Annotated in this window: 21 protein-coding genes; 9 read left to right on the top strand and 12 right to left on the bottom strand. The window is 72.2% G+C overall.

Annotation, left to right across the window (positions count from 1 at the left end; translation table 11 throughout):
* Nucleotides 1-40 precede the first annotated feature (40 nt).
* From ACLJOU_RS10525 to ACLJOU_RS10535, 3 genes are all read right to left on the bottom strand, one after another.
* Nucleotides 41-1,303, bottom strand: a complete 1,263-nt coding sequence (locus ACLJOU_RS10525) for a fatty acid desaturase family protein (RefSeq protein ID WP_410565782.1) — start codon at nucleotides 1,301-1,303, stop codon at nucleotides 41-43.
* A gap of 15 nt (nucleotides 1,304-1,318) precedes the next feature.
* The gene (locus ACLJOU_RS10530) at nucleotides 1,319-2,416 is read right to left on the bottom strand and encodes a ferredoxin reductase (protein WP_410565785.1); all 1,098 of its coding nucleotides are present in this window, start codon (nucleotides 2,414-2,416) and stop codon (nucleotides 1,319-1,321) included.
* Nucleotides 2,417-2,572: 156 nt separating this feature from the next.
* Nucleotides 2,573-3,223: a TetR family transcriptional regulator gene (locus tag ACLJOU_RS10535; RefSeq protein WP_410565788.1), complete on the bottom strand. Its 651-nt coding sequence runs from the start codon at nucleotides 3,221-3,223 to the stop codon at nucleotides 2,573-2,575.
* A 79-nt stretch (nucleotides 3,224-3,302) separates the two neighbouring features.
* On the opposite strand from ACLJOU_RS10535, the gene ACLJOU_RS10540 reads away from it, so the two are divergent.
* On the top strand, nucleotides 3,303-3,755 hold the full coding sequence (locus tag ACLJOU_RS10540) for a YybH family protein (protein WP_410565791.1): 453 nt from the start codon (nucleotides 3,303-3,305) through the stop codon (nucleotides 3,753-3,755).
* A 60-nt stretch (nucleotides 3,756-3,815) separates the two neighbouring features.
* Here the strand turns inward: ACLJOU_RS10540 and ACLJOU_RS10545 are convergent, their stop codons facing one another.
* The gene (locus ACLJOU_RS10545; protein ID WP_410565794.1) at nucleotides 3,816-4,421 is read right to left on the bottom strand and encodes a TetR-like C-terminal domain-containing protein; all 606 of its coding nucleotides are present in this window, start codon (nucleotides 4,419-4,421) and stop codon (nucleotides 3,816-3,818) included.
* A 92-nt stretch (nucleotides 4,422-4,513) separates the two neighbouring features.
* Between ACLJOU_RS10545 and ACLJOU_RS10550 the strand changes: the two genes are divergently transcribed.
* The 3 genes from ACLJOU_RS10550 to ACLJOU_RS10560 all read left to right on the top strand — a co-directional run bounded on the left by ACLJOU_RS10550 (nucleotide 4,514) and on the right by ACLJOU_RS10560 (nucleotide 7,675).
* Nucleotides 4,514-5,620: an amidohydrolase family protein gene (locus ACLJOU_RS10550; protein WP_410565796.1), complete on the top strand. Its 1,107-nt coding sequence runs from the start codon at nucleotides 4,514-4,516 to the stop codon at nucleotides 5,618-5,620.
* Nucleotides 5,620-6,213 (top strand): nuclear transport factor 2 family protein, encoded by a 594-nt coding sequence (locus tag ACLJOU_RS10555; RefSeq protein ID WP_410565799.1) that lies wholly within the window; start codon nucleotides 5,620-5,622, stop codon nucleotides 6,211-6,213. The genes ACLJOU_RS10550 and ACLJOU_RS10555 overlap by 1 nt, the downstream gene beginning before the upstream one ends.
* 352 nt (nucleotides 6,214-6,565) lie before the next feature.
* Nucleotides 6,566-7,675: a pyridoxal-phosphate dependent enzyme gene (locus ACLJOU_RS10560; protein WP_410565802.1), complete on the top strand. Its 1,110-nt coding sequence runs from the start codon at nucleotides 6,566-6,568 to the stop codon at nucleotides 7,673-7,675.
* 42 nt (nucleotides 7,676-7,717) lie between these two features.
* Here ACLJOU_RS10560 and ACLJOU_RS10565 read toward each other — a convergent pair whose 3' ends face one another.
* From ACLJOU_RS10565 to ACLJOU_RS10585, 5 genes are all read right to left on the bottom strand, one after another.
* Nucleotides 7,718-8,725 (bottom strand): RimK family alpha-L-glutamate ligase, encoded by a 1,008-nt coding sequence (locus ACLJOU_RS10565; RefSeq protein WP_410565805.1) that lies wholly within the window; start codon nucleotides 8,723-8,725, stop codon nucleotides 7,718-7,720.
* A gap of 26 nt (nucleotides 8,726-8,751) precedes the next feature.
* Nucleotides 8,752-9,921: an ATP-grasp domain-containing protein gene (locus ACLJOU_RS10570; RefSeq protein WP_410565808.1), complete on the bottom strand. Its 1,170-nt coding sequence runs from the start codon at nucleotides 9,919-9,921 to the stop codon at nucleotides 8,752-8,754.
* On the bottom strand, nucleotides 9,914-11,077 hold the full coding sequence (locus ACLJOU_RS10575) for an MFS transporter (RefSeq protein WP_410565811.1): 1,164 nt from the start codon (nucleotides 11,075-11,077) through the stop codon (nucleotides 9,914-9,916). The genes ACLJOU_RS10570 and ACLJOU_RS10575 overlap by 8 nt, the downstream gene beginning before the upstream one ends.
* The gene (locus tag ACLJOU_RS10580; RefSeq protein WP_410565814.1) at nucleotides 11,074-12,252 is read right to left on the bottom strand and encodes an acetyl-CoA carboxylase biotin carboxylase subunit family protein; all 1,179 of its coding nucleotides are present in this window, start codon (nucleotides 12,250-12,252) and stop codon (nucleotides 11,074-11,076) included. Before ACLJOU_RS10580 ends, ACLJOU_RS10575 begins: the two co-directional genes overlap by 4 nt.
* A gap of 226 nt (nucleotides 12,253-12,478) precedes the next feature.
* Nucleotides 12,479-13,867, bottom strand: coding sequence for a KamA family radical SAM protein (locus ACLJOU_RS10585; RefSeq protein ID WP_410565817.1), 1,389 nt, complete (start codon nucleotides 13,865-13,867; stop codon nucleotides 12,479-12,481).
* Between the two features lie 119 nt (nucleotides 13,868-13,986).
* Between ACLJOU_RS10585 and ACLJOU_RS10590 the strand changes: the two genes are divergently transcribed.
* From ACLJOU_RS10590 to ACLJOU_RS10600, 3 genes are read left to right on the top strand one after another with little or no spacing between them, the layout of a single operon-like run.
* The gene (locus tag ACLJOU_RS10590; protein WP_410565819.1) at nucleotides 13,987-15,582 is read left to right on the top strand and encodes an amidohydrolase; all 1,596 of its coding nucleotides are present in this window, start codon (nucleotides 13,987-13,989) and stop codon (nucleotides 15,580-15,582) included.
* Between the two features lie 11 nt (nucleotides 15,583-15,593).
* Nucleotides 15,594-17,204, top strand: coding sequence for an apolipoprotein N-acyltransferase (gene lnt / locus ACLJOU_RS10595; RefSeq protein WP_410565822.1), 1,611 nt, complete (start codon nucleotides 15,594-15,596; stop codon nucleotides 17,202-17,204).
* Nucleotides 17,205-17,230: 26 nt separating this feature from the next.
* Complete coding sequence (locus tag ACLJOU_RS10600) at nucleotides 17,231-17,998, top strand: polyprenol monophosphomannose synthase (RefSeq protein ID WP_410565825.1); 768 nt, start codon at nucleotides 17,231-17,233, stop codon at nucleotides 17,996-17,998.
* Here the strand turns inward: ACLJOU_RS10600 and ACLJOU_RS10605 are convergent.
* Nucleotides 17,985-18,737: a class I SAM-dependent methyltransferase gene (locus ACLJOU_RS10605; RefSeq protein WP_410565828.1), complete on the bottom strand. Its 753-nt coding sequence runs from the start codon at nucleotides 18,735-18,737 to the stop codon at nucleotides 17,985-17,987. The genes ACLJOU_RS10600 and ACLJOU_RS10605 overlap by 14 nt on opposite strands.
* Before the next feature lie 34 nt (nucleotides 18,738-18,771).
* Between ACLJOU_RS10605 and ACLJOU_RS10610 the strand changes: the two genes are divergently transcribed.
* A complete protein-coding gene (locus ACLJOU_RS10610; RefSeq protein WP_410565831.1) occupies nucleotides 18,772-19,566 on the top strand; it encodes a PIG-L deacetylase family protein in 795 nt (264 codons plus the stop codon).
* Here the strand turns inward: ACLJOU_RS10610 and ACLJOU_RS10615 are convergent.
* The gene (locus ACLJOU_RS10615; protein WP_410565834.1) at nucleotides 19,499-20,248 is read right to left on the bottom strand and encodes a DeoR/GlpR family DNA-binding transcription regulator; all 750 of its coding nucleotides are present in this window, start codon (nucleotides 20,246-20,248) and stop codon (nucleotides 19,499-19,501) included. The genes ACLJOU_RS10610 and ACLJOU_RS10615 overlap by 68 nt on opposite strands.
* A 48-nt stretch (nucleotides 20,249-20,296) precedes the next feature.
* On the opposite strand from ACLJOU_RS10615, the gene ACLJOU_RS10620 reads away from it, so the two are divergent.
* The gene (locus ACLJOU_RS10620; RefSeq protein WP_410565837.1) at nucleotides 20,297-20,905 is read left to right on the top strand and encodes an NUDIX domain-containing protein; all 609 of its coding nucleotides are present in this window, start codon (nucleotides 20,297-20,299) and stop codon (nucleotides 20,903-20,905) included.
* A 185-nt stretch (nucleotides 20,906-21,090) separates the two neighbouring features.
* Here ACLJOU_RS10620 and ACLJOU_RS10625 read toward each other — a convergent pair whose 3' ends face one another.
* A complete protein-coding gene (locus ACLJOU_RS10625; protein WP_003081521.1) occupies nucleotides 21,091-21,438 on the bottom strand; it encodes an RNA polymerase-binding protein RbpA in 348 nt (115 codons plus the stop codon).
* Between the last annotated feature and the right edge of the window lie 200 nt (nucleotides 21,439-21,638).

Raw genomic sequence — 21,638 nt, forward strand, 5'->3', positions numbered from 1 at the left:
GTCGATGACCGACTTCTCCAGCCTGATGAGTTTCGCTCCGTCAAGCAGCGCGCTCCGCTTCCTCGCCGCGGTACGGGCCGGGCTTCGGGCGGGGCCGGCCGCCGGGGAAGGCCAGCCGGAGGATCGTGCGGTGCACCGTGCCGAGCTGGTGGGACAGGGGGCCGGTGTTGTACGGCAGGCCGTAGCGCCGGCAGATGTCGCGGACGCGTGGGGCGATCTCCGCGTAGCGGCTGCTGGGCATGTCCGGGAACAGGTGGTGCTCGACCTGGTACCCGAGGTTCCCGCTGAGGAGGTGGAACAGGGGGGAGCCGGTGATGTTCGCCGCGCCGACGAGCTGGCGGACGTACCAGCCGCCGCGGGTTTCGTCGCGGACTTCCTCCTGGCTGAACGTGTAGGTCTGGTCGGGGAAGTGGCCGCAGAAGATGATCGAGTGGGCCCACACGTTGCGGATGATGTTCGCGGTGAAGTCGGCCCAGAACGTCGCCTTGAAGGCGCCGCCGCCTTCCTCGCGGGCGGCGGTGAGCTGGGCGCGGATCGCGCCGCTCCAGCCGCGACCGCGGATGCGGTCGGCCAGCACCCGGCGGCGGGTGCGGGGTTCGGGACGCATGAGCCGTCCGGCGGTCAGTCCGGCGAGGGCGCTCACCAGCGGCCAGCCGACGTAGTCCTTGAGGATCTGGTCGCGGGCCTTGCCGGAGATGCCCTTGATGTCGTGCCACACGTCCTTGAGCGGCTTTTCGCCGGCGCGGATGGCTTCGACGTCCAGGTCGTGCACCGCGACGCCCCATTCGAAGAACGCCATCAGCACCAGGTTGTACAACGGCTGCGCCAGGTACGCCGGGTGCCACTTCTGGTGCGGGTCGATGCGCATGATCTCGTAGCCGAGGTCTTTGTCCTTGCCGCGGATGTTGGTGTAGGTGTGGTGGATGTAGTTGTGCGAGTGCTTCCACGCCGCGGCCGTCGACGCGGTGTCCCAGTCCCAAGTGGACGAATGGATGTCCGGGTCGTTCATCCAGTCCCACTGGCCGTGCAGGACGTTGTGCCCGATTTCCATGTTCTCCAGGATCTTCGCGATCGCCAGGCAGCCGGTGCCCGCCGCCCAGGCCGCCTTGGAGCGGGAGCCGAGCAGCAGCACCCGGCCGGCGACCGCGATCTGCCGGTGCAGCCGGATGATGCCCTTGATGTACCGGCGGTCGCGCTCGCCGAGGTCGGCGCGCACCTGGTCGTGGATGGCGTCGAACTCGCGGGCGAGCTCGGCCAGCTGGTTCGCGCTCAGGTGGGCGAACGGGTGCGTGGTGGCGGTCATGGGTTCCTTTCCCGCTCAGAGTTCGACGGTGATCCGGCCTTCGGCGCCGTGCACGCAGGTGCGCACGATTTCGTTGTGCATCTCGCTGACGACGTTCGTGCGCAGGTCGCGGATCCGGCCGTCCCGGATCGGCAGCACGCACGTGTGGCAGACCCCGACCCGGCAGCCGAAGGGCATGTCGACGCCCGCGTTTTCCCCGGCGACGAGGATCGGGGTGCCGGGCGGGCAGGCCGCGTCGAGGTTGCGGTGGGCGAAACGCACGGTCCCGCCGGCGCCTTCGGCGCCTTCGCCACCGACGATGGGCTGGAACCGCTCGTGGTGCAGCCGGTCGACGTCGCCGTGGTGCTTCCAGTGCGCCTGCAGGGCGTCCAGCAGCTCGCCGGGGCCGCAGGCGTAGGTGTCGCGCTCCGGCCAGTCCGGGCACAGGGTGTCCAGCTCGGCGGGGGTGAGCCGGCCGTCCCGGCCGGTGACGCGCAGTGCGAACCGGAACCCCTCGTGCTGCTCGTCGAGGACGGCCAGTTCGTCACCGAAGATGACGCCGTCCTCCTCCCGCGCCGAATGGACGTGCACGATGTCGCGCAGGCCCGGGCCGGCCGCGAGGTGCCGCAGCATGCTCATCACGGGCGTGATCCCGCTGCCGGCCGTGATGAACAGGAGGCCGCGGTCGAGCCGGCCGGGGAGGGTGAACGACCCTTCGACCTCCCCCAGCCGGACCAGCTCACCGGGCCGGGCGCGCTCGACCAGGTAGGGCGAGACGACACCGCCGTCGACCTTCTTCGGCGTGACCGAAATGAGCCCGTCCGCGCGGTCCGGGCTCGACGTCAGCGAGTACGCGCGCCAGTGGTGCACGCCGTCGATGACCACGCCGAGGCGCACGTACTGCCCGGGCCGGTGCCCGACCCAGTCGTAGCCCGGCCGGATCAGCACGGTGGCGGCCCCGCCGCGTTCGGGCACGACCCGCTCGACGCGCCCGCGCAGTTCCCGGGTCGACCACAGCGGGTTGATCAGCTCGAGGTAGTCATCGGGCTGCAGAGGGGTGAACAGCCAGCGCAACGCGCGCAGAGCCCGGCGCCGCAGCGGCGAGGCCGGGGGACGCATCCCCACCTCGGCCATCACGCATCACCTCGCCGACATCGGGCGGCGCCGGCGGCGCCGGGCCAGTGGAAGACGACCATGCCCACTGAGTGTACGTGCGTGCACTGAACCCGCGCGGTGAGCCGCGTCCGCCCAGGTCAGGGTTCCGGCCGGGGCGGATCGCGGCCGGGCCGGTCAGGACGTGGTCGGCAGCCCGGCGGCGGTGGCGGCGATCATGCGCTGGAGGGTCGGCCGGAACGGCGGGAACACCCGGGCGATCTCCGGCTCCTGTTCGTAGAGCTCCTGCAGGGCCTTCGGGGGGCGGGTCAGCGGGAACAGCTTGGCGACGTACGCGCCGGCCGCCATGACCAGGGCAGCTCCGTCGGCGGGGGTGAGCTGCGGGCAGGCGGTGCTGATCTGCCGGCCAAGGGTGAAGTACATGTCCACGGCCCACAGCTTGTGCGCCCGCAGCGCCGCCACCGAAACGTTGTGTTCGAACATCGTTTCGGTGTGGATGGTGAGGTCGCAGTACAACGGCCGGTCGGCGTAGGCACCGGCCAGTGCCGCCGCCGTCGCCTGGTAGCCACTGGCTCCCGCGAGGGCGGCACCCGCGGCCGCCGCCCAGTCCGTGCCTTCCCGCCTGGTCAGCTGCAGGTAGATCTCCTCGCGCGTACCGAAGTAACGCAAGACGTTCGACTTGGCCAGCCCGACCGCCGCGGCGATGTGGCCCAGGCTCACCCGGGCCACCCCCGACTCCGCCGCCAGAGCGGCGGCGGCGGCGAGGATCGTCTCGCGTCGCTCGTCTTTTTGTTCCGGGCGTCTGGCCCGCTGAAACACCCCGTCCATGGTGATCGCCATGGTATCCGCCCGGTTTGGAGAACACCGTCCTCTTGTTAAGAATACGGTGTTCTTATAACGTGTCGTCATGCCCCTCAGTGCAACCGACCTCAGTCGGACCATCGACGCCTTCGTGGCCTCCTTCAACCACCCCGACCTCGACCGGGTCATGTCCATGTTCGCCGAGGACGCCCGCTACCTGCCCGGACGCGGTCCCGAACTGCGCGGGCTCGCGGCGATCCGGGCGGCGTTCTCACCGCAGTTCGCCGGGCGCTACGGCGCGCTGACCTTCGACGTGTACGACCAGGTGATCGACGAGACGCGGAGCCGGGCGACGATCCGGTGGGTGTGCCGGCTCGACCTGACCGGCGAGCACGGCCGGCGTGCGATCCCGCCGCTGCGGTGGTTCGCCCGGCTCCGCTACGGCGGCCGGATGCAGTGGCACGGCCTGGACGTCTTCCACTTCGACCCGGCCGGCAAGATCACCGGCAAGTTCACCTACGCGACCTTCCGCCTGCCACTCTGGGAACGAGCCCACTGAACCCGGCGCCCGCGGCCGCCCCGGCCGGCAGCGAGGCAGCGGGACCCGCGCGGCTCGCCGTCAGGGGCCAGGCCGCAGCAGGGGCAGGAGGACCTCGTCGACCACGGCCCGGACTTCCCGGGGATCGACGTGGTCGTGCTCCCAGGCCTCGAGGGTGATCAAGCGCGGCCCGACCGAAGCGATCCGTTCCGTGACGCGCTCAGGCGCTGCCTCGCCTCGCTCGGCCGCCTGCCGCAGCACGTCGAGGATGACCTCGAGGTGCGGACGGATCACGAGGCGGTGCACGTGCTCGAACAGTTCGGGATGACGGTGGCGGTGCGCGATCAGCGGGCGCAGGGCCCGGCCGCACGGCTCTTCCAGGACGCGCGCGAGGCGGGTCAGCAGCGTGATCAGATCGGCCCTCAGCGTGCCCGTGCCCGGCGCGGCCGGCACCTCCCCGAAGCCGGTGGCCGGGTCGGTCAAGGCCGCCAGGACGAGCTCGGCGGGGCTGGACCAGCGCCGGTACAGCGCCGCCTTCCCGGTGCCCGCGGCGGCCGCGATCTTGTCGAAGGACAGCTCTTCGAAACTGGTCCGGGCCAGCTCCTCGAGGGTGGCGCGGCCGATCGCGCCGGTGAGCGCCGCGCCGCGCCGGCGGGTGGTTCTGCTTCCGTGCTGCGCGGAATCCATGGGTACCGGTTTAGCACGCCTGTGGCGCGGCCGATCACCGTGCTACGTTGCTTGTGAACAGAATTGTTCCCTATTTGAAGAGGGTGGAGCGGATGCCGGAAGCCGCGAAGACAGTGCTGCGCAACGTGCGGGTGTTCGACGGGACCACGCTCACCGAGCCCCGCACGGTCGTCATCGACGGGACCGTCATCGGCGAGGATCCGGCCGGCGGCCGCGAGGTCGACGCGGCCGGCGGGACGCTCCTGCCCGGCCTGATCGACACGCATGTCCACCTGCACGGGCCCGGGGACCTGGACGTGCTCGCTTCGTGGGGTGTCACCACCGCGCTGGACATGGCGTGCTGGCCGGTCGAGCGCGTCAAGGCCCTTCGCGAGGTCACCGGTTCGGCGGACTTCCGGACCGCGGGCCTGCCGGCGATCGGGTCCGGCGGCCACCACGCCGAGATGCCCGCCATGCCCGAAGACGCCGTCATCCGGACCCCCGGCGACGCGCGGCGGCACGTCGAGGCCCGGGTGGCCGAAGGGGCCGACTACGTCAAGGGCATCGCCGAGGCACCCGGCGAGGGCGGACCGTCCGCCGAGGCGCTGGGCGCCCTGGTCGAAGCGGCCCGGGAGCACGGCCTCAGGACCGTGGTGCACGCGGTGTCCCCCGGGGCGTTCGCCGTCGCCGTGCAGTCGGGCGCCGAGTTCGTCACGCACGTGCCGCTGGCCGGCCCGATCCGGGCCGAAGACGTCGCCGCCATGAAAGCCGCGGGCCAGGTGTCGATCCCGACGATCACGATGATGGCGGCCATCCTCACGACCGGCCCGCTGGCCGGCCGGTTCCCGATCGACGGCGTCCTGCGGAACGTCGCCGACCTGCACACCGCCGGGGTGCGGATCCTCGCCGGCACCGACGCCAACGACGACCCCGCCGCTCCCGCCGCACCGCGCCACGGCCGCAGCCTGCACGACGAGTTCGAACTGCTGGCCCGCGCGGGCTTGACCCACACGGAAATCCTGCGCTCGGCGACCACGGACGCGGCGCGGGCGTTCGGCTTGCGCGACCGCGGCGCGATCGCGCCGGGCCTGCGCGCCGACCTCGTCCTGCTCGACGGCAACCCGGTCGAGGACATCTCGGCCACCCGGGCCATCCGCTCCGTCTGGTGCGCCGGCACGGAGATCACCCCTGCCTCCCACCGCCCCGGAACGGAGGAATGATGGACGACGTCACCGAGATCACGCAGCTGGTGCTGAAGGAACGCCAGGCGCGCGACCGCGGCTGGTGGGATCGGATGCGGGCGGCCTACGCCGACGATTCGGCCATCCGCCTGAGCTGGTTCCGCGGCGGCGGTGCCGAGTTCGTCGCCGAATCGCGGAAGATGGCCGAGCGCGGCGACCTGGCCGTGCACCGGTTGAGCCCGCCGGTGGTGCACCAGCACGGCGACCGCGCGATCGTCGAACTGCCCGCGGTGATCGAGCTGCGCACGATCGTCGACGACGTCGAGGCGGACCTGGCCTCCGCGGGCCGGCTCCACTACCGCGTGGCGCGCCGCGACGGCCGCTGGCTGATCACCGCACTGGACCCGGTGTACGAACGCGACCGGCTCACGCCCGCGCACCCGGGCGTGACGCTGCCCGTCGGCCCGGCCGACGTCGCGTCCTACCGGCCCCCGTACCGGTTCCTGTGCTACGTCTTCTCCCGCCGCGGCTACACCGTCGGCGACGACCTCTACGGGGACGACCGGCCCGCGGAGGTCGCGCGCTTCCACGAGGCCGCGTTCGCCTGGCTGGCCGGGGGCCACATCGGCTAGGTGTGGTCGAGGTCGGCGTGGGTCGGACCTACCTCGGGGCCCAGGCCGTCACCGGGATCGTCTTCGTGCGGTGGCTCCAACTCGCGCGCACCCGTGGTCTAAAGCGCTTACAACCAAAGAACATCGCCGAACACGGGGTGCGCGCAAGGTCGTCGTCCTGGCCACCGCCTGACCTTCGGCCGGACGGTCACCTGCACGTCGTGCCCGGCGCCCGTGCGGTTTGCACGATCCGGGGTGAGCGATGCACATCCCGCAATTCCGGAGAACAAGTTCGATCGTGCAGAAGAAAAGCTTTCTCCTGCATTGACGATTCTGTCGTGGAATGGGAGACTCGCTCCTTTTCCGTTCTACGGTGGGGCCCGCACTCAGACACCGGGTCCGGTACCGCCGTCCGGAGCCGTCGACGGAAGGGCTGCACGTGTACCGGTCTTTTTCGGAGAAGCTCGCCGATCCCGACCTCATCGATCTCGGCGAAGGAATCTACGTCCTGCGGTTCGAGGTCATGAAGGTGGCTTCGGTCCGCGCGGCCGTCCAGGACCTGCTGGACCGCGGGGTCGTCCGGCCCGGGCAGACGCTCGTCGACAGCTCCAGCGGCATCTACGGGCACGCACTGGCGCTGGTCTGCCGCGAATTCGGGCTCAAGTGCCACATCTTCGCCTCGATCTCGGTCGACGCCGGCATCCGGACCCAGCTGACCTACCTCGGGGCCACCTTCCAGCAGGTGCCCTCGTCGGCGAGCCTCAAGCACGACCAGGAGATCCGCGTCCGGCTGGTGCACAAGTACCTGGAGGCGAACCCGGACGCCTACTGGATGCAGCAGTACCACGACGACGTCCACTACCTCGGCTACCGCGGGGTCGCCCGCACCGTCGTCGAGGAGCTGGGCGTCGACGGGCTGACCCTGGTCGGCGGGGTCGGCACCGGGGCGTCCACCAGCGGGATGGGCCGCTACCTGCGGGAAGCGTCCCCGGACGTGCGGGTGGCCGGGATCCAGCCGTTCGGCAGCCGGTCGTTCGGGGCGGAGTCGGCGCCGATGGACTCGTTCATCATCGCCGGCATCGGCAGCGGGATCCGGTTCGCGAACATCGACTACCGGATCTACGACACCGTGCACTGGCTGGACTTCGACGTCGCGGCGGCCGGCTGCCGGCACCTGCTGGCCACCACCGGCGTCTTCGCCGGGCTGTCCGGCGGTGCCGGCTGGCAGGTGGCGCGGTACGTGCGCGAGACCGAGCCGGCCGGCGGACCGGTGGTTTTCCTCGCCGCCGACCCCGGCCACCGGTACGTCGAACTCGTCTACCCGGTGGAGGCCGCGGACGCTCCCGACCCCGGCTACCGGCCGGTTCGGGTCAGCTCGCTCGACGACCTCGCCGGGCCGTGGGCCACGATGGACTGGGCCCGGCGGCCGTTCCACGTCCAGGACGACCTGCCCGAGTGGCGCCAGGTACCTCGGGCGGCGTGACCGGGCGGCCGCCCGGCAACGGTGCCGGGCGGCTCCCGGCGGTCAGGGCAGGCGGCCCTGGGCGCGCAGCGCGTTGAGCACCGTGGTGACCGCCTCCGAGGACTGGTCGACGCCGGTGGCGCGGAAGGAGTAGTTCAGGCCGCCCGGGTTCACCAGGTTGAACTCCATGACGTACGGGTAGGCCAGGTCGATGCCCGAGTAGAAGACGCCGTGCTCCATCAGCCGCTTCCCGAGCCGGCGCACGAAGCCGTCCTCCTCCGGCGTCAGCGTCAGGCCCTCGAACTTGGTGCCGAGGGTGACGTTGGCGCGGTCGTCGTGCTCGAAGTGGAACCGGCGGAAGCCGCACACCGGGACGTCGCCCGCGATGATCACGCGCTTCTCGTTCTCCCGCACGTTGGGGATGTACTCCTGGACCGCGGTGTACCGCTTGGCCAGCCCGATGATCTCGCGGCTGTACATCTCGTACCGCGGCACGGCGTTGCCGGTGGCCGACTGCAGCAGGGCGGCCCGGTTGCGCTCGGTCTTCGACAGGAAGTAGACGTCGGCGCCGCAGCCCTCGTTGGTGGGCTTGAGCACCCAGGTGCGCTCGGCGTCCGCCTCGACCAGCCCGGTCAGGAAGTCGAAGTCGTTCGAGACGTAGGACGCGGGCAGGTTCTCCCGCGGCACGACGGATCCGAGCGTCGTCTTGGAGTTGAGGTAGAACAGCGCGGCGGCCTCGTTGACGAACGGCACCCGCTGGTTCAGCACCCACAGCAGCTGGAAGCTGTCCGCCTGCACTTCGGGGTTGGTGCCGGCGAGCACCCACACGAGGTCGAAGTCCTCGGCCGAGGCGTAGCTTTCCGACAGCGCCGGGAAGTCGTGCCCGGTCAGATACTCCTCGGTCAGCCGGACCCGGTCGCAGACGACGACCGAATCGTGGATCGACAGGGTGTCGATGTCGCCGATGTGGACGTCGTGCCCCTCGCGGTGCAACGCGCTCGGGATGATGGAATGGTTGTCCAGGCGGAACTTCGCGACTTCGGAGACCAGGACGAGGATCTTGTAGGGCACGAGCCGGTCCTTTCGGGTGGCGGGTTTCACAACCCGCGGGTGAACGCCGCGACAGCGCGAGCGAAGTGGGTTTCGAGTTCTTCGCGGGTGTCGCCGACGGCGACCACGAACCCGTGCCGGTCCCGCGACTGGCGAACCGCCGGCGGGCGGGCGCCGGGCGTGGCCGCCAGGTGGGCTTCCACGACTCCGGGCAGCGTCGCGACCGCCGCGACGTCGACTTCGGGCACCGGCGCGTCGCCGGGGAACGTGACGTAGCGGATCCCGGCGACGCGGCGCCGGGCCGGGCCGTCCGGGGTTGGCCGGTCGAAGACGACCGCCATCGTCTGCGCGAAGACGTCCTCTCCCAGCGCTAGGCGGAGCATGTCGCTGATCCGGTCGCCGCCCGGGCGGCCGTGCGACTCGATCAGCCGGGGACCGGCGTCGGTCAGCATCACTTCGGTGTGCGAAACGCCGTAGTGGTACCCCGCGGCGTCGAGCGTCGCGGCGACGACGTCCGCGATGGCCGCGGCCGGCCCGGCACCGAGGTCCACCGGCAGGGTGTGGCCCGTCTCGACGAAGTGCGGGGCACCGGTCGTCGCCTTCTCGGTGACGGCGAGGATGCGGTGGCCCCGGGGCGAGCTCATCGCCTCGACGCTGTATTCGGTGCCCCGCAGGAACTCCTCGACCAGGTGCGGGCGGTCGAGCTCCGGCCCGGCGAGCCGCGCGGCGGCGTCGGCCGGGCCGTCCAGCCGGGTCACGCCCGCGCTGCCGGTGCCGTCGGCCGGCTTGACGATGCAGGGGAACCCGATGTGCGTGAGCGCCCGGCCGAGCTCGGCGAGGGTGTCGCAGACCGCGTGCGCGACCGGGGCGCCGGCCCGGTCGCCGACCGCGGCGCGCAGCTTCGCCTTGTCCCGGAACGTCTCCAGCGCGCCCGGCCGGGTGCCCGGCCAGCCCATCCGCTCGTTGACCACGGCCGCCGCCGAGCAGCCGGCCTCGCCGAACCCGAAGCAGGAGACCGGCCCGGGCAGGTCCAGTTCACGCAGGCGGGCCACCAGTCCGGCGGGATCGGTGGTCCACGGGCTGCGCAGGAGCAGGCCCGGCACGGGGCCGGGGTCGGCTCCGCCGGGGGCGAGGGCGACGACCACCGCCAGCCCGAGCCGGCGCGCGGCGTCGACGACCAGGTCACGGGGGTTGAGCAGGACGACCGTTTCAGGCATGCCGGACCCGCGCTTTCGGCAGGAGGAGACTGGCCGCGGCCGCGGCGACGGACACGCTGATCAGCACGAGCCAGACGCCGTCGCCGCTGAGCAGCTGCACGAGAACGCCGCCGAGGCTGGCGCCGGCGAGGCTTCCGACGGCCCCGGCCGCGCTCATCGCGCCGAGGGCGATCCCGGTGCGGCGCACCGAGCTCGCGCGGATGACCTGCTCGTCGAGACTGGGCCCGACGAGCATTTCGGCGACGGTGACCGGAAGGGCGAAGACCAGCAACGAGAACCACCCCGCGTGGGCCAGCAAGACCGTGTAGGCGCAGGCGAAGAAAAGGAAGCCGAGGGCGAGCAGGGTGCGGTTCGGTGTGCGGGCGAAGACGTGGCGCAGCAGCGCGTACTGGCAGAGCACGACGAGGACGCCGTTGACGGTGAAGACCACCGCGATCGCCGCCGTGCTACCGGTCATGGCCAGTGCCGCGATCGGCACGACGACGTTGAGCTGGCTGTAGATCGCCCAGTAGGCCACGCCCAGCGCGAGCAGCGTGAGCCAGTGCGCCCGGCCCCACCGGTCTTCCGGCGGCTCGGCGGCCGCGACGGCCGGGCGGGGCCGCGCGGCCGGGCGTCCCGCGCGGGCGAGCAGCCGGATGCCGAGCGCGAGGTGGGACAGGACGCAGGCACCCAGGATGTACCGGAACCCGAGCGGGTAGACGGCCGCGCCGAGCGCGGGCCCGGCGACGACGCCGATGTTGACGAACGTCGAGCGCAGCGCCAGCATCGCTCGCGGCCCGGGGCCGTCTTCGGCGACCAGCCGGGTCTTGATGGCCAGGCCCAGCAGCGAGCCGCCGACCCCGACGGCCACCACGCCGGCGACCAGGCCGGGGCCGCCGAGACCGAGCAGGACGTACCCGGTGATCCGCAGCGCGAACCCGGCGGCCAGCACGGCCCGCGTGCCGAGCCGGTCGACCAGGAACCCGGTGAGCAGCGAGAAGGCCTGGCTGGAGAAGGCGAGCAGGCCGACGAGGAACCCGGCCTCGGCCGCCGCCACGCCGCGGCCGGTGAGCTCGACCGCCAGCAGTGGCAGGAACATGAACGTGGTGAGCCCGGTCAGCAGCACCGTGACCAGCAGGGCCCGCCCGTCCGGGGAGGTTTCGCGCCACGCTGTCACGGCGCGTCCGCCACGAGGTTCGCCGTCAGCCACGCCTCGGTTTCCCACAGCCGGGCCTCGACCTCGGCGGTGTCCCGGCCTTCGACCATGGCCCAGCAGAGGTGGGAGGTGCTGTTCTGCGCGACGGCCCCGGCGGCGAGGGCGGTGTTGACCTCGTACTCGGTGACCCACGCGAAGGGCGGCCGCCCGGGGGCGCGCACGGCGCGGCCCGGGGGGACGATCGCGACGGCGCCGCGCAGCCGGTCGGGCGCTCCCCGGGGCGGGTCGGCCACGGGCAGCCCGGTGGACAGCCGCAGCCAGGTGGGAAGCAGGTCGAGGCCGTAGGTCGCGCGGGTGAGCGCGGGGATCCGGGCTCCGCCCACCCGCGACGCGATCTCGCACAGCAGCAGCTCCCCGCGCGCGGTGCGGAACACCTCGAGGTGGTAGGCGGACACGGCGGGAGTGTCGAAGGCGGCGAGGCACTCGTCGAGGAAGGCGGTCAGCTCGACCGCGACCGGGTCGCCCGGGTGCAGCTGCAGCGATCCGTTGTTCTGCCCGGAAAACACGCCCAGGCAGCTGCGCAGGTACCGCGAGCACGAGACGAACCGGAAGCCATCGGCGAGCACGGCGTCGACGTGGTGGACCTCCCCGTCGACGAACTCCTCGGCCATCAGATCGTCCCGCCAGTGCCGGCGGCTGAACGCGGTCAGCTCACCGGCGTCCCGCAGCACGGTGATGTCCCGGGAGCCCCCCTGCTTCCGCGGCTTGACCACGACCGGATAGCCGACATCGTCGACGAAGTCGAGCAGGTCGGCAAAGGTGCCGAGCCCGGCGAAGCGCGGCGTGCGGACCCGCTTGCCCGCCACCTCCTTCATGACGACCTTGTCGCGAAAGGACAGCGCGCTGTCCGGAGTCTGCCCGGGCACCCCGAGGTGGCTGCGAAGCCGGGCCACGCGTTCGAGGTCGTACTCGTTGTCCGTGACGACGTGGTCGAAGAGGCGATCGCGGGCGAGTTCCCGCAGCCGGAGTTCGGCGTAGGGGACGAACTCGCAGTCGGGCACGTGTTCGTAGTGCGCGAACCCGGCGGTGGCGGCGAGGGGGTGGTGGCTGAAGACGTGGAGGCCGCTGACGTGCTCGGGCAGCATGGCCGCGTAGTCGTTGAGCTGCCCGTAGTTGATGACCGCGACGTTGACCACCGCAACCCGCCCCTCGCCGCTAGTACCCGCTGCCGTCACAGCATGCTAGGAAGCGGGCGGTGTCCGCCTCATCTCCCAGGAGGCGCCATCAGGGCACGAGAAGACATGCACGAATCCCGAAGCTGGGCTAGCCGCGCCGATCCGAGACGGCCGAAGGGGTGCCCGGGGCCTCGATCAGGCTCCGTGGCACCCCTCGGCACACCTCTCGAACGGTAATCCGCCGGTGTCAGTGGGAGCGGTTCGCCCACCAGGTCTGGCCGGCTTCGGGCAGGGTCGGGATCGGGTCGTAGTACGGGTACCGCCGCTGCAACGCCTCCGGGTCCTCCAGCTCGATCCCGGTCCGGTAGTTCTTCGTCCAGTACGAAATCCCCAGCTCCCGGTCGTACTCGGCCAGCTGGTGCACCCACCGCTTCCCCACATAAGGCACGTCGCACACGATCCGCGGCGTCGCGTACCCCGGCAGGTACCCCATGATCGAGTGCTGCAGCTCCTGGGCCTCCCACACCGCGACCCGCCAGTGCTCGGCGTTCGGGATCATGTCGCACATGTAGAAGTAGTACGGCAGGATGTTCGCTTCCCCTTGCAGCGCAAAGCAAAGGTCCAGCAGCGCGGCCGGTGTCGCGTTCACCCCGCGCATCAGCACGCCCTGGTTGCGCACGTCGCGGACCCCGACGTTCAGCGCCGTCTGGGCTGCTTCCGCCACCAGGGGCGTCACCGACTGGGCGTGGTTGACGTGGGTGTGGATCGCCAGGTTGACGCCGCGGCGCTGGGCCGTCACCGCGACGCGCTCGAGGCCTTCGACCACCTTGGGCTGGATCCAGTGCTGGGGGAGCGCCGCCAGTGCCTTCGTCGCCAGGCGGATGTCGCGGACCGTGTCGATGTCCATCAGGCGCATCAGGAACGACTCCAGCTGCGGCCACGGCACGTTGGCGACGTCGCCGCCGGAGACCACCACGTCGCGGACGCCCGGGGTCTTCTTCAGGTAGGCGATCATCGCGTCCTGGCGGTCGACCGGCTTGAGCGTCAGCTTGTGCTTCTCGACCGTCTCCGTGGAGTTGCCGACCAGGTCCATGCGGGTGCAGTGGCCGCAGTACTGGGGGCAGGTCGAGATCATCTCGGCCAGCACCTTCGTCGGGTAGCGGTGGGTGAGGCCCTCCACCACCCACATCTCGGCCTCGTGCAGCGAGTCGCGCTCGGAGTGCGGGTGGCTCGGCCAGACCGGGTCGCGATCACTGCGCACCGGGAGCATGTAGCGGCGGATCGGGTCGGCGTAGAAGGCCTCGGTGACCTTCGCCGGGTCCGTGCCCGCCGTGGGCGCCATCGTGTTGAGCATCTGCGGGGGCAACAGCATCGACATCGTCGCCAGCTCGCGCTGGTCGGCGAGCAGGTCGTCGTAGAAGCGCTCCTCCAGCAGGTCGCCCATCAGCGCGCGCAGCTGCTTGACGTTGCGGACGCAGTGCACCCGCTGCCACTGCGCGTCGCGCCACTCGGTCTCGGTCACGTCGTGCCAGCCAGGAAAGCGGCGCCAGTCGGGTTCCACCAGCTCGGCGCGGGCGTACTCGTAGGGCTGGTCGAAGGCGGCGGCAGGCGTCACAGGTTCCTGGGTCGCAGTCACTTGTACTCCTAATCGTCGGGATCGCGTTAAATTATCCTGTCATATCGTCGTCATGGAGTAAATCTTCCTGCCTGCCGGGTCGCTGTCCCCCACGTGGCGGAAGGGGGGAGACTCGGGGGGTGACGGACGAACAGACGACGCTCCTGCTCGGCGGGCGCATCTACACCCCCGCCGGCCCCGACGCCACGGCGATGGCGGTCACCGGCGGCACGGTGGTCTGGGTCGGGCAGGACGCCCCGGCCCGCGCGCTGCACCCCGATGCCCAGGTCGTCGACCTGCAGGGCGCGTTCGTCGCTCCCGCGTTCGTCGACGCCCACGTCCACGCCACCGCCACCGGGCTGCACCTGACCGGCCTCGACCTCACCGGTGTCCGCAGCGGTGCCGACCTGCTCGCCCGCGTCCGCGACGCGGCCACCGGCGAGCAGGTCCTGCTCGCCCACGGCTGGGACGAGACCACCTGGACCGAGCCGCGCCTGCCCAGCCGCGCCGAACTCGACGCCGCCGCCGGGGGCACGCCGGTCTACCTCAGCCGCGCCGACGTCCACTCCGCGCTGGTCTCCACGGCCCTGGTCGACCTGGCCCCGGCCGCCCGCGACGCCGACGGCTGGTCGCCCGACGGTCCGCTGACCCGCGCCGCCCACCACGCCGTCCGCGCGGCCGTGCGCGCCGCCATCACCCCGCAGCAGCGCGAACGCGCCCAGCGGGCGTTCCTCGCCGAGGCCGCGAAACAGGGGATCGTCAGCGTCCACGAATGCGCCGGCCCCGACATCTCCGGCCGCGACGACCTCGCCGCCCTGCTCGCCCTGGCCGGCCCGGGCACACCCGAGGTCGTCGGCTACTGGGGTGAACTCGGCGCCGTCGGGACCGCCCGCGAACTCGGCGCCCGCGGCTTGGCCGGCGACCTGTTCGTCGACGGCGCCCTCGGCTCCCACACCGCCGCCCTGACCCGGCCGTATGCCGACCACCCCGGCGAAGGCACCCTCTACCTCGACGCCCACCGCATCGCCGACCACCTCACCGCCTGCACCGAAGCCGGGCTACAGGCCGGCTTCCACGTCATCGGCGACGCCGCGACCGCCGAGGTGACCGAAGGTTTCCGGCTGGCCGAAAAGGAGGTCGGGCACCGCGCGCTGGCCGCCGGCCACCACCGGCTCGAGCACCTGGAAATGGTCACGCCCGAGCAGGCGAAGCAGCTGGCCGGCTGGGGGGTGGTGGCCTCCGCGCAGCCGCTGTTCGACGCCCTCTGGGGCGGCCCCGAAGGCATGTACGCCGAACGCCTCGGCCCGGACCGCGCGGCCGGGCTCAACCCCTTCGCGACGCTGGCCGCCGAAGGCGTCCTGCTCGCCTTCGGCTCCGACGCGCCGGTCACGCCACTGGACCCTTGGGCGAGCGTCCGCGCCGCGGCCTACCACCGGACCCCGGGCGCGGGCCTGTCCCCGCGCGCGGCGTTCACCGCCCACACCCGGGCCGGGCACCGGGCGGCCGGGGTCAACGACGGCGTCACCGGCAGCCTCGTCCCGGGCGCGCCCGCGCACTACGCGATCTGGGACGCCACCGACCTCGTCGTGGCCACCCCGGACAGCCGCGTGCAGCGCTGGTCCACCGACCCGCGGGCCGGCGTGCCGCCGCTGCCGAGGCTCGAACCGGACGCCGCCCTCCCGCGGTGCCTGCGCACGGTCCGCGCGGGTGCGGTCATCCACGACGCCATCACCTAGAGTTCCCGACTGTGGCAGTCACCGTGGCGGACCCCGAACCGGGCGCCCCGCATCAGCCCGCCCGCACGCGGCGGTTCCCCCGTGCCTGGCTCCTGCGCACGCTCGCGGCACTGGTGTCCGGATTCGCCTTCTACCTCAGCTTCGCCCCGCGCCCGCTGTGGTGGCTGGCGCCCCTGGCCTTCGCGGGGTTCGCGCTGGTGCTGCGCGGACGCCGGTTCCGCGCCGGCTTCGGCTACGGCTTCGCGTTCGGGATCGTGTTCTTCCTCCCGCTGCTGACCTGGCTGCTGGACTTCCTGGGCCCCGACTTCGGCCCGTGGCCGTGGCTGGGGCTGTCGTTCGCGCTGGCGCTGTACCACGGCCTCGCCGGCGGCCTGATCACGCTGGTGTCGCGGCTCCCGGCCGCGCCGCTGTGGGGCGCGCTGGTGTTCATCGCGCTGGAGACCCCGCGCGCCTGGTTCCCCTTCGGCGGGTTCCCGTGGGGCCGGGTCGCCTTCAGCCAGCCCGCGGGCGCGTTCCTGCCGCTCGCCTCGGTCGGCGGCGCCCCGCTGGTCGGCCTGGCCGTCGTCCTCACCGGGTTCTGCCTGGCCGCCCTCGCCGCGAGGCTGCGGGACGTCCGCAAGCCGACGCGCCCGGCGGTGTACGCCGCCCTCGGCACGCTGCTGCCGGTCGTCGCGGGCCTGGCGCTGTGGCCGTCGATCGGCACGGGCCCGCAGGACGGCGAGCGCACGGTCGCCACCGTCCAGGGCAACGCCCCGGACATCGGGCTCGCCCTGCAGGGGGAGCGGACCGTGCTGCGCGAGAACACCATCGCCGAAAGCCGGCGGCTCCTCGCCGCCGTCCGGGCCGGGCGGGTACCCAAGCCGGACCTCGTCGTGTGGCCCGAGAGCGCCACCACCGTCACCGGCCCGGACCTGCAGGTCGACCAGCTCGTCGCCGGCTTCGGTGCCCCCGCCCTGATCGGGGCGATCTACCGGCTGCCCGACGGCCACCTGCAGAACTCCGTCATCGCCTGGGACCCCGGCACCGGCCCCGGGGCGCGCTACGCCAAGCAGCAGCTGGTGCCCTTCGGCGAGTACGTCCCCGCCCGCAAGGTCGCCCAGCTCGTCACGCCGTTCCTCGACTCCGAAACCGTGGACATGGTGCCCGGCGACGGCGCGAACCAGACCATGACCGCCGCGGGCACCAAGGTCGGCGTGTTCATCTGCTACGAAGCCGCCTTCGACTACCCGGCCCGCGACGCCGTGCGCGACGGCGCCGAACTGCTCGTCGTCCCGACCAACAACGCCTGGTACGGCGAGAGCGAGATGAGCGTCCAGCAGCTGGCCATGTCCCGTCTGCGGGCGGTGGAGCACGGCCGGGCCGTCGTGGTGTCGGCGGTCTCCGGCGTGAGCGCGATCGTCGCCCCCGACGGGACGGTGACCAGCTCAACGGGCCTTTTCACGGCGGATTCCCTGGTCGGGCGCGTCCCGCTGCGGACGCAGACTACGCTGTCGGATCGACTAGGTGCGTGGACGGAGTACGGGCTGCTGGCTCTGGCGATCGCCGGGGTGGCCGGTGGGCTCGTACTCCGTTTTCGCACCCGGCGCGGCAGCGCCGGCACGGCAGGGGAAGCGGCGGACTGACCGCCGCGGATATCGGAGGAGCACGGATGTCGCAGGCGCCGCGGGGGGCCCGGGAAATCGAGCCGGTGCTGGTGGTGATCCCGACCTACAACGAGCGGGACAACCTCGGCCCGATCCTGGATCGCCTGCACAAGGCACTCCCGGACGTGCACGTGCTCGTGGTGGACGACGGCAGCCCGGACGGCACCGGCGAGCTCGCCGACGAGCGCGCGGCGGCCAACGATCACGTCCACGTGCTGCACCGCACCGAGAAGGCCGGCCTCGGCGCCGCCTACATCGCCGGGTTCCGCTGGGGCCTGGCGCGGGAGTACAACACGATCGTCGAGATGGACGCCGACGGCTCGCACGCCCCGGAGGACCTGCCGCGGCTGCTGGACGCGGTCGGTGACGCCGACCTGGCGATCGGCTCGCGGTACGTGCCGGGCGGCGCGGTGGTGAACTGGCCGCTCAAGCGCCAGGTCCTCTCCCGGGGCGCCAACGTGTACTCGCAGGTCGCGTTGGGCATGCGCACCCGCGACATCACCGCCGGGTTCCGCGCCTACCGCCGTCCGGTGCTGGAGAAACTGGCGCTGGACGAGGTGAACTCGCACGGCTACTGCTTCCAGATCGACCTGACCATCCGCACGGCCGACGCCGGCTTCGCGATCGTCGAGGTCCCGATCACCTTCACCGAGCGCGAGATCGGCGAGTCGAAGATGGACGGCTCGATCATCGGCGAGGCGTTCCTGCGGGTGGCCAAGTGGGGCGCCGAGCGCCGCTGGCACCAGCTGCGCAAGCTCCTCAAGCGCGCCTGAGCCGCGCGGTCACGAGCCAGGTCCGGGCGCCGAGGAGCACTCCCTCGGCGGTCTGGTGCGCGGCGAAGGCCTCCTGCAGCCGCGGCACCGCCTGCTCGTCTCCGGCGGCGAGCAGCTGCCGCACGTCCAGCAGGCCGAGGGCGAACCCGCACGCCGTCACGGGGTCCGGGCCGTAGCAGACCGGGTCGCGCAGCTCGGTGCACCGGACTTCGGTGAAGCCGGCGCCCGCCAGCAGGGTCCGCGTGTGGCCGGGGTCGCCGAGGGAGAAGTGCGGGCCGGCGGGCGGCGCGGGGGTGTCGGGTGCGATGGCGTCGTGAAGCACCGAGTACCACTCGTTGCGGTCACGCTCCTGCCACACCAGCAGGACCAGGCGGCCGCCTGGCCGCAGCGCGCGGGCGAGGTTGGCGAACGCCGCGGGCGGGTTCGGGAAGAACATCGCGCCGAACCTGCTGAGGACGACGTCGAACGCGGCCGCGGGAAAGGGGTGCGTCTGCGCGTCGGCCACGGCGAAGTTCGCTCCGCCGAGTTCGCGGGCCCGCGCGATGGCCGCGGCGGAGATGTCGACGCCGAAGGCGGTCCCGCCGTCCTCGGCGGCCTGGCGCGTGGATTCGCCGGTGCCGCAGCCGACGTCGAGGACATCCTCGCCGGGCTGCACCGCAGCCGCCGCGCGGAACCGCTCGTTCTGGCGGCGGACCTCTTCGTCGAAGACCGCCGCGAACCGGACCCGGTGTTCGCTCACGCCGTTTTCTCCCGTTCTCGGCCATCATGGGCCGGTGACGACCATCGTGGCCTTCCACGCCCACGCCGACGACCCGGTCCTGCTCAGCGGCGGCACCCTGGCCCGCGCCGCCGCCGACGGGCACCGGGTGGTGGTCGTGGTGGCCACCGACGGCATGGCGGCCGAGCACCCGACCCCGCGCTGGGCCGAGCTGGAGGCCGCCGCGGCGATCCTCGGCGTCCGGCGCGTCGTGCACCTCGGCTACGCCGACAGCGGCCACGGTCCGGTGCTGTACGCGGACCCGCCCGGGCGGCAGCGTTTCGCCCGCGCGGACACCGAGGAGGCCGCCCACCGGCTCGCGGCGCTGCTGCACGAGGAGCACGCCGACCTCCTGCTCGGCTACGACGGCAACGGCGGCTACGGGCACCGCGACCACGTGAAGGTGCACGAAGTCGCCCGCCGCGCGGCCCGACTGACCGGGACGCGGCTGCTGGAGGCCACCCTGCCGCGGGACTTCGCGCGGAGGTTCGTGCGGGTGGTCCGGGCGCTGCGGATCCCGTTCGACTACGACGCCGAGGCGCTCGACCACGCCTACACCCCGGCCTCGGCCGTCACCCACCGCTTCGACGTGCGGCGCTACGCCGCCCGCAAGCAGGCGGCGCTGGCCGCGCACGTGTCCGACGTCCGCGGCACCGGACGGCTCTCGGCGGTGCTGCGGCTTCTGGTGTGGCTGCCGGCACCGCTGTTCGGGGTGGTGGCCGGCCGCGAGTGGTTCACCGAGGTCACGCCCGCAGGATCGCCACTCCCCGGGCTGCAAGTTCCTGCACGTTCTGGTCGTCGGCGTCGGTGATGATCCCGGCCACGTCGGCGAAGGGCAGCACGGTGAACCGCGACGCCGCACCCAGCTTCTCGGCACTGGCCAGCACGTAGGTGTCGGCCGCGCGCCGGGCCAGGGTGCGCTTCATCGCGGCTTCCTCGGCGTCGCCGGTGGTCAGGCCGGCTTCGGGGTGGACGCCGGTGACGCCGAGCAGGAAGACGTCCGCGCTGATCGCCTGGGCGGCTTCGGCGGCGGCCGCGCCGCAGGTCACGGCGGAGTGCCGGAAGAGCCGGCCGCCGAGCAGGAACACCTCGACGCCGTGGTGGTCCAGCAGGGCGACCGCGACGGTCGGGCTGTGGGTGACGACGGTGGCCTCGAGATCATCGGGCAGCGCTCTGGCGACGGCGAGAGTGGTCGTGCCGCCGTCCAGGATGACGGTGGAGCCGGGCCGGACGAGCTCGGCGGCGGCCGCGGCCACCCGGTCCTTGCCGCCGACGGAGATCGCCGTCCGGCTCGCGTAGTCGGCGACGGCGGGGGAGACGGGCAGCGCGCCGCCGTAGACGCGCTGGCAGAGCCCGGCCGCGGCCAGGTCGCGCAGGTCACGGCGGATGCTGTCCTCGGACACGCCGAGCTCCGCCGCGACGTCCTTGGCCAGCACTTTGCCGTCGGCGGCCAGCCGGGCCAGCAGCAGTTCACGGCGTTCCCCGACCAGCATGCACGATCCTCCTTGTTTATTCCGATTCATGTATATTATGGTCGAGTCATGACCTCTTCGACAAGCCTGTCCCGCAACCCGCGCGTCCGGGTGACCGACGTGGAGCTGCTCTCGTCGGCCTGGTACGTGCTGCGCCGCACGACGTTCGACTACCGGCACGCCGACGGCCGCTGGACGACCGAGCAGCGCGAGACCTACGACCGCGGCAACGGCGCGACGGTGCTGCTCTACGACCGCCAAGGCGGCACGGTGCTGCTGACCCGCCAGTTCCGCTACCCGGTCTACGTCAACGACCACCCGGACGGCATGTTCATCGAGACCGCCGCCGGCCTGCTGGACGCCGACGACCCGGAGACGGCGATCCGCCGGGAGGCGGAGGAGGAGGCCGGGGTCCGGATCGGCTCACTGGAGCACGTGTTCGACGTCTACACGAGCCCGGGCTCGGTGACCGAACGCCTGCACTGCTACGCAGCGCCCTACGACCCGGCCGACCGCGGCGCCGGCGGCGGCATCGCGGAGGAGGGGGAGGACATCGAGGTGATGGAGCTGCCGTTCACCAAGGCCCTCGAGATGATCGGGACGGGCGAGATCGCGGACGCCAAGACGATCATGCTCCTGCAGTGGGCCGCGCTCCACGGCCCCTTCCGCCCCGCCTGACCCGTAGGCCTGCGTACCGCCGGGGAGTGCCCGCGAGCCGACCGTCGGGGTAGGCGACCCGCCAAGCGTGCGGGCCGACTCTCGGGGGCGGGCCGTCCGGGCATGCGAAAGGCCCCCGCGGGGGGAGGTCGCGGGGGCCTTTCGCTTGTGGTGGGAGCTTGGCTACTGGGCCGAGTTCCGGAGGGTCACGCCGACCGGGAGGTCCGGCGGCCCTTCAGCTCGGCGAGACGTTCGTTCAGCAGGTCCTCGAGCTCGGGGATCGTGCGCCGCTCGAGCAGCATGTCCCAGTGGGTGCGCGGCGGCTTGACCTTCTTCTGCTCGGGCTGCCCACCATCGACGATCTCCGATTCGCTGCCGTGCAGGCGGCACTCCCAAACCGTGGGGATCTCGGCGTCGTCGGAGAACGGCACCTCGAACTCGTGGTTCTTCGGGCAGGCGTAGCGCACGGTGCGGCGTGGGGCGAGGTCGTGGTTGCGGTCGGTCTCGTAGCTGACCGCTCCCAGCCGGCTTCCACGAAGAACACGGTCGGCCATGATGGGGGTCCTTTCAGTCAGCTCCGGGGTGGAGCCAGGGTGTTGCTCACCCTATGCAACGACCCGGGGTCCCGGAGGATTCCCGGACCACCATGTCGTTGCTCACGATGAGCTGCGTCACCCGCCTGCATCAGCTTCTCCTAGTAGGAGGCGTTTCGCGCTCTGGCGTGACGTCAATACGGCCTCTTAGTGCTGAGATC

Source organism: Amycolatopsis sp. cmx-4-61 (assembly GCF_046548775.1).
Classification (GTDB): Bacteria; Actinomycetota; Actinomycetes; order Mycobacteriales; family Pseudonocardiaceae; genus Amycolatopsis.

Bases quoted from the DNA above. Each gene is read 5' to 3' on its own strand.
- ACLJOU_RS10555 (WP_410565799.1), top strand. From the start codon at position 5,620: ATGGACGACGTCACCGAGATCACGCAGCTGGTGCTGAAGGAACGCCAG.
- ACLJOU_RS10615 (WP_410565834.1), bottom strand. From the start codon at position 20,248: ATGCTGGTCGGGGAACGCCGTGAACTGCTGCTGGCCCGGCTGGCCGCC.
- ACLJOU_RS10535 (WP_410565788.1), bottom strand. From the start codon at position 3,223: ATGGACGGGGTGTTTCAGCGGGCCAGACGCCCGGAACAAAAAGACGAG.
- ACLJOU_RS10540 (WP_410565791.1), top strand. From the start codon at position 3,303: ATGCCCCTCAGTGCAACCGACCTCAGTCGGACCATCGACGCCTTCGTG.
- ACLJOU_RS10530 (WP_410565785.1), bottom strand. From the start codon at position 2,416: ATGGCCGAGGTGGGGATGCGTCCCCCGGCCTCGCCGCTGCGGCGCCGG.
- ACLJOU_RS10625 (WP_003081521.1), bottom strand. From the start codon at position 21,438: ATGGCCGACCGTGTTCTTCGTGGAAGCCGGCTGGGAGCGGTCAGCTAC.
- ACLJOU_RS10620 (WP_410565837.1), top strand. From the start codon at position 20,297: ATGACCTCTTCGACAAGCCTGTCCCGCAACCCGCGCGTCCGGGTGACC.
- ACLJOU_RS10545 (WP_410565794.1), bottom strand. From the start codon at position 4,421: ATGGATTCCGCGCAGCACGGAAGCAGAACCACCCGCCGGCGCGGCGCG.
- ACLJOU_RS10570 (WP_410565808.1), bottom strand. From the start codon at position 9,921: ATGCCTGAAACGGTCGTCCTGCTCAACCCCCGTGACCTGGTCGTCGAC.
- ACLJOU_RS10550 (WP_410565796.1), top strand. From the start codon at position 4,514: ATGCCGGAAGCCGCGAAGACAGTGCTGCGCAACGTGCGGGTGTTCGAC.
- ACLJOU_RS10525 (WP_410565782.1), bottom strand. From the start codon at position 1,303: ATGACCGCCACCACGCACCCGTTCGCCCACCTGAGCGCGAACCAGCTG.
- ACLJOU_RS10600 (WP_410565825.1), top strand. From the start codon at position 17,231: ATGTCGCAGGCGCCGCGGGGGGCCCGGGAAATCGAGCCGGTGCTGGTG.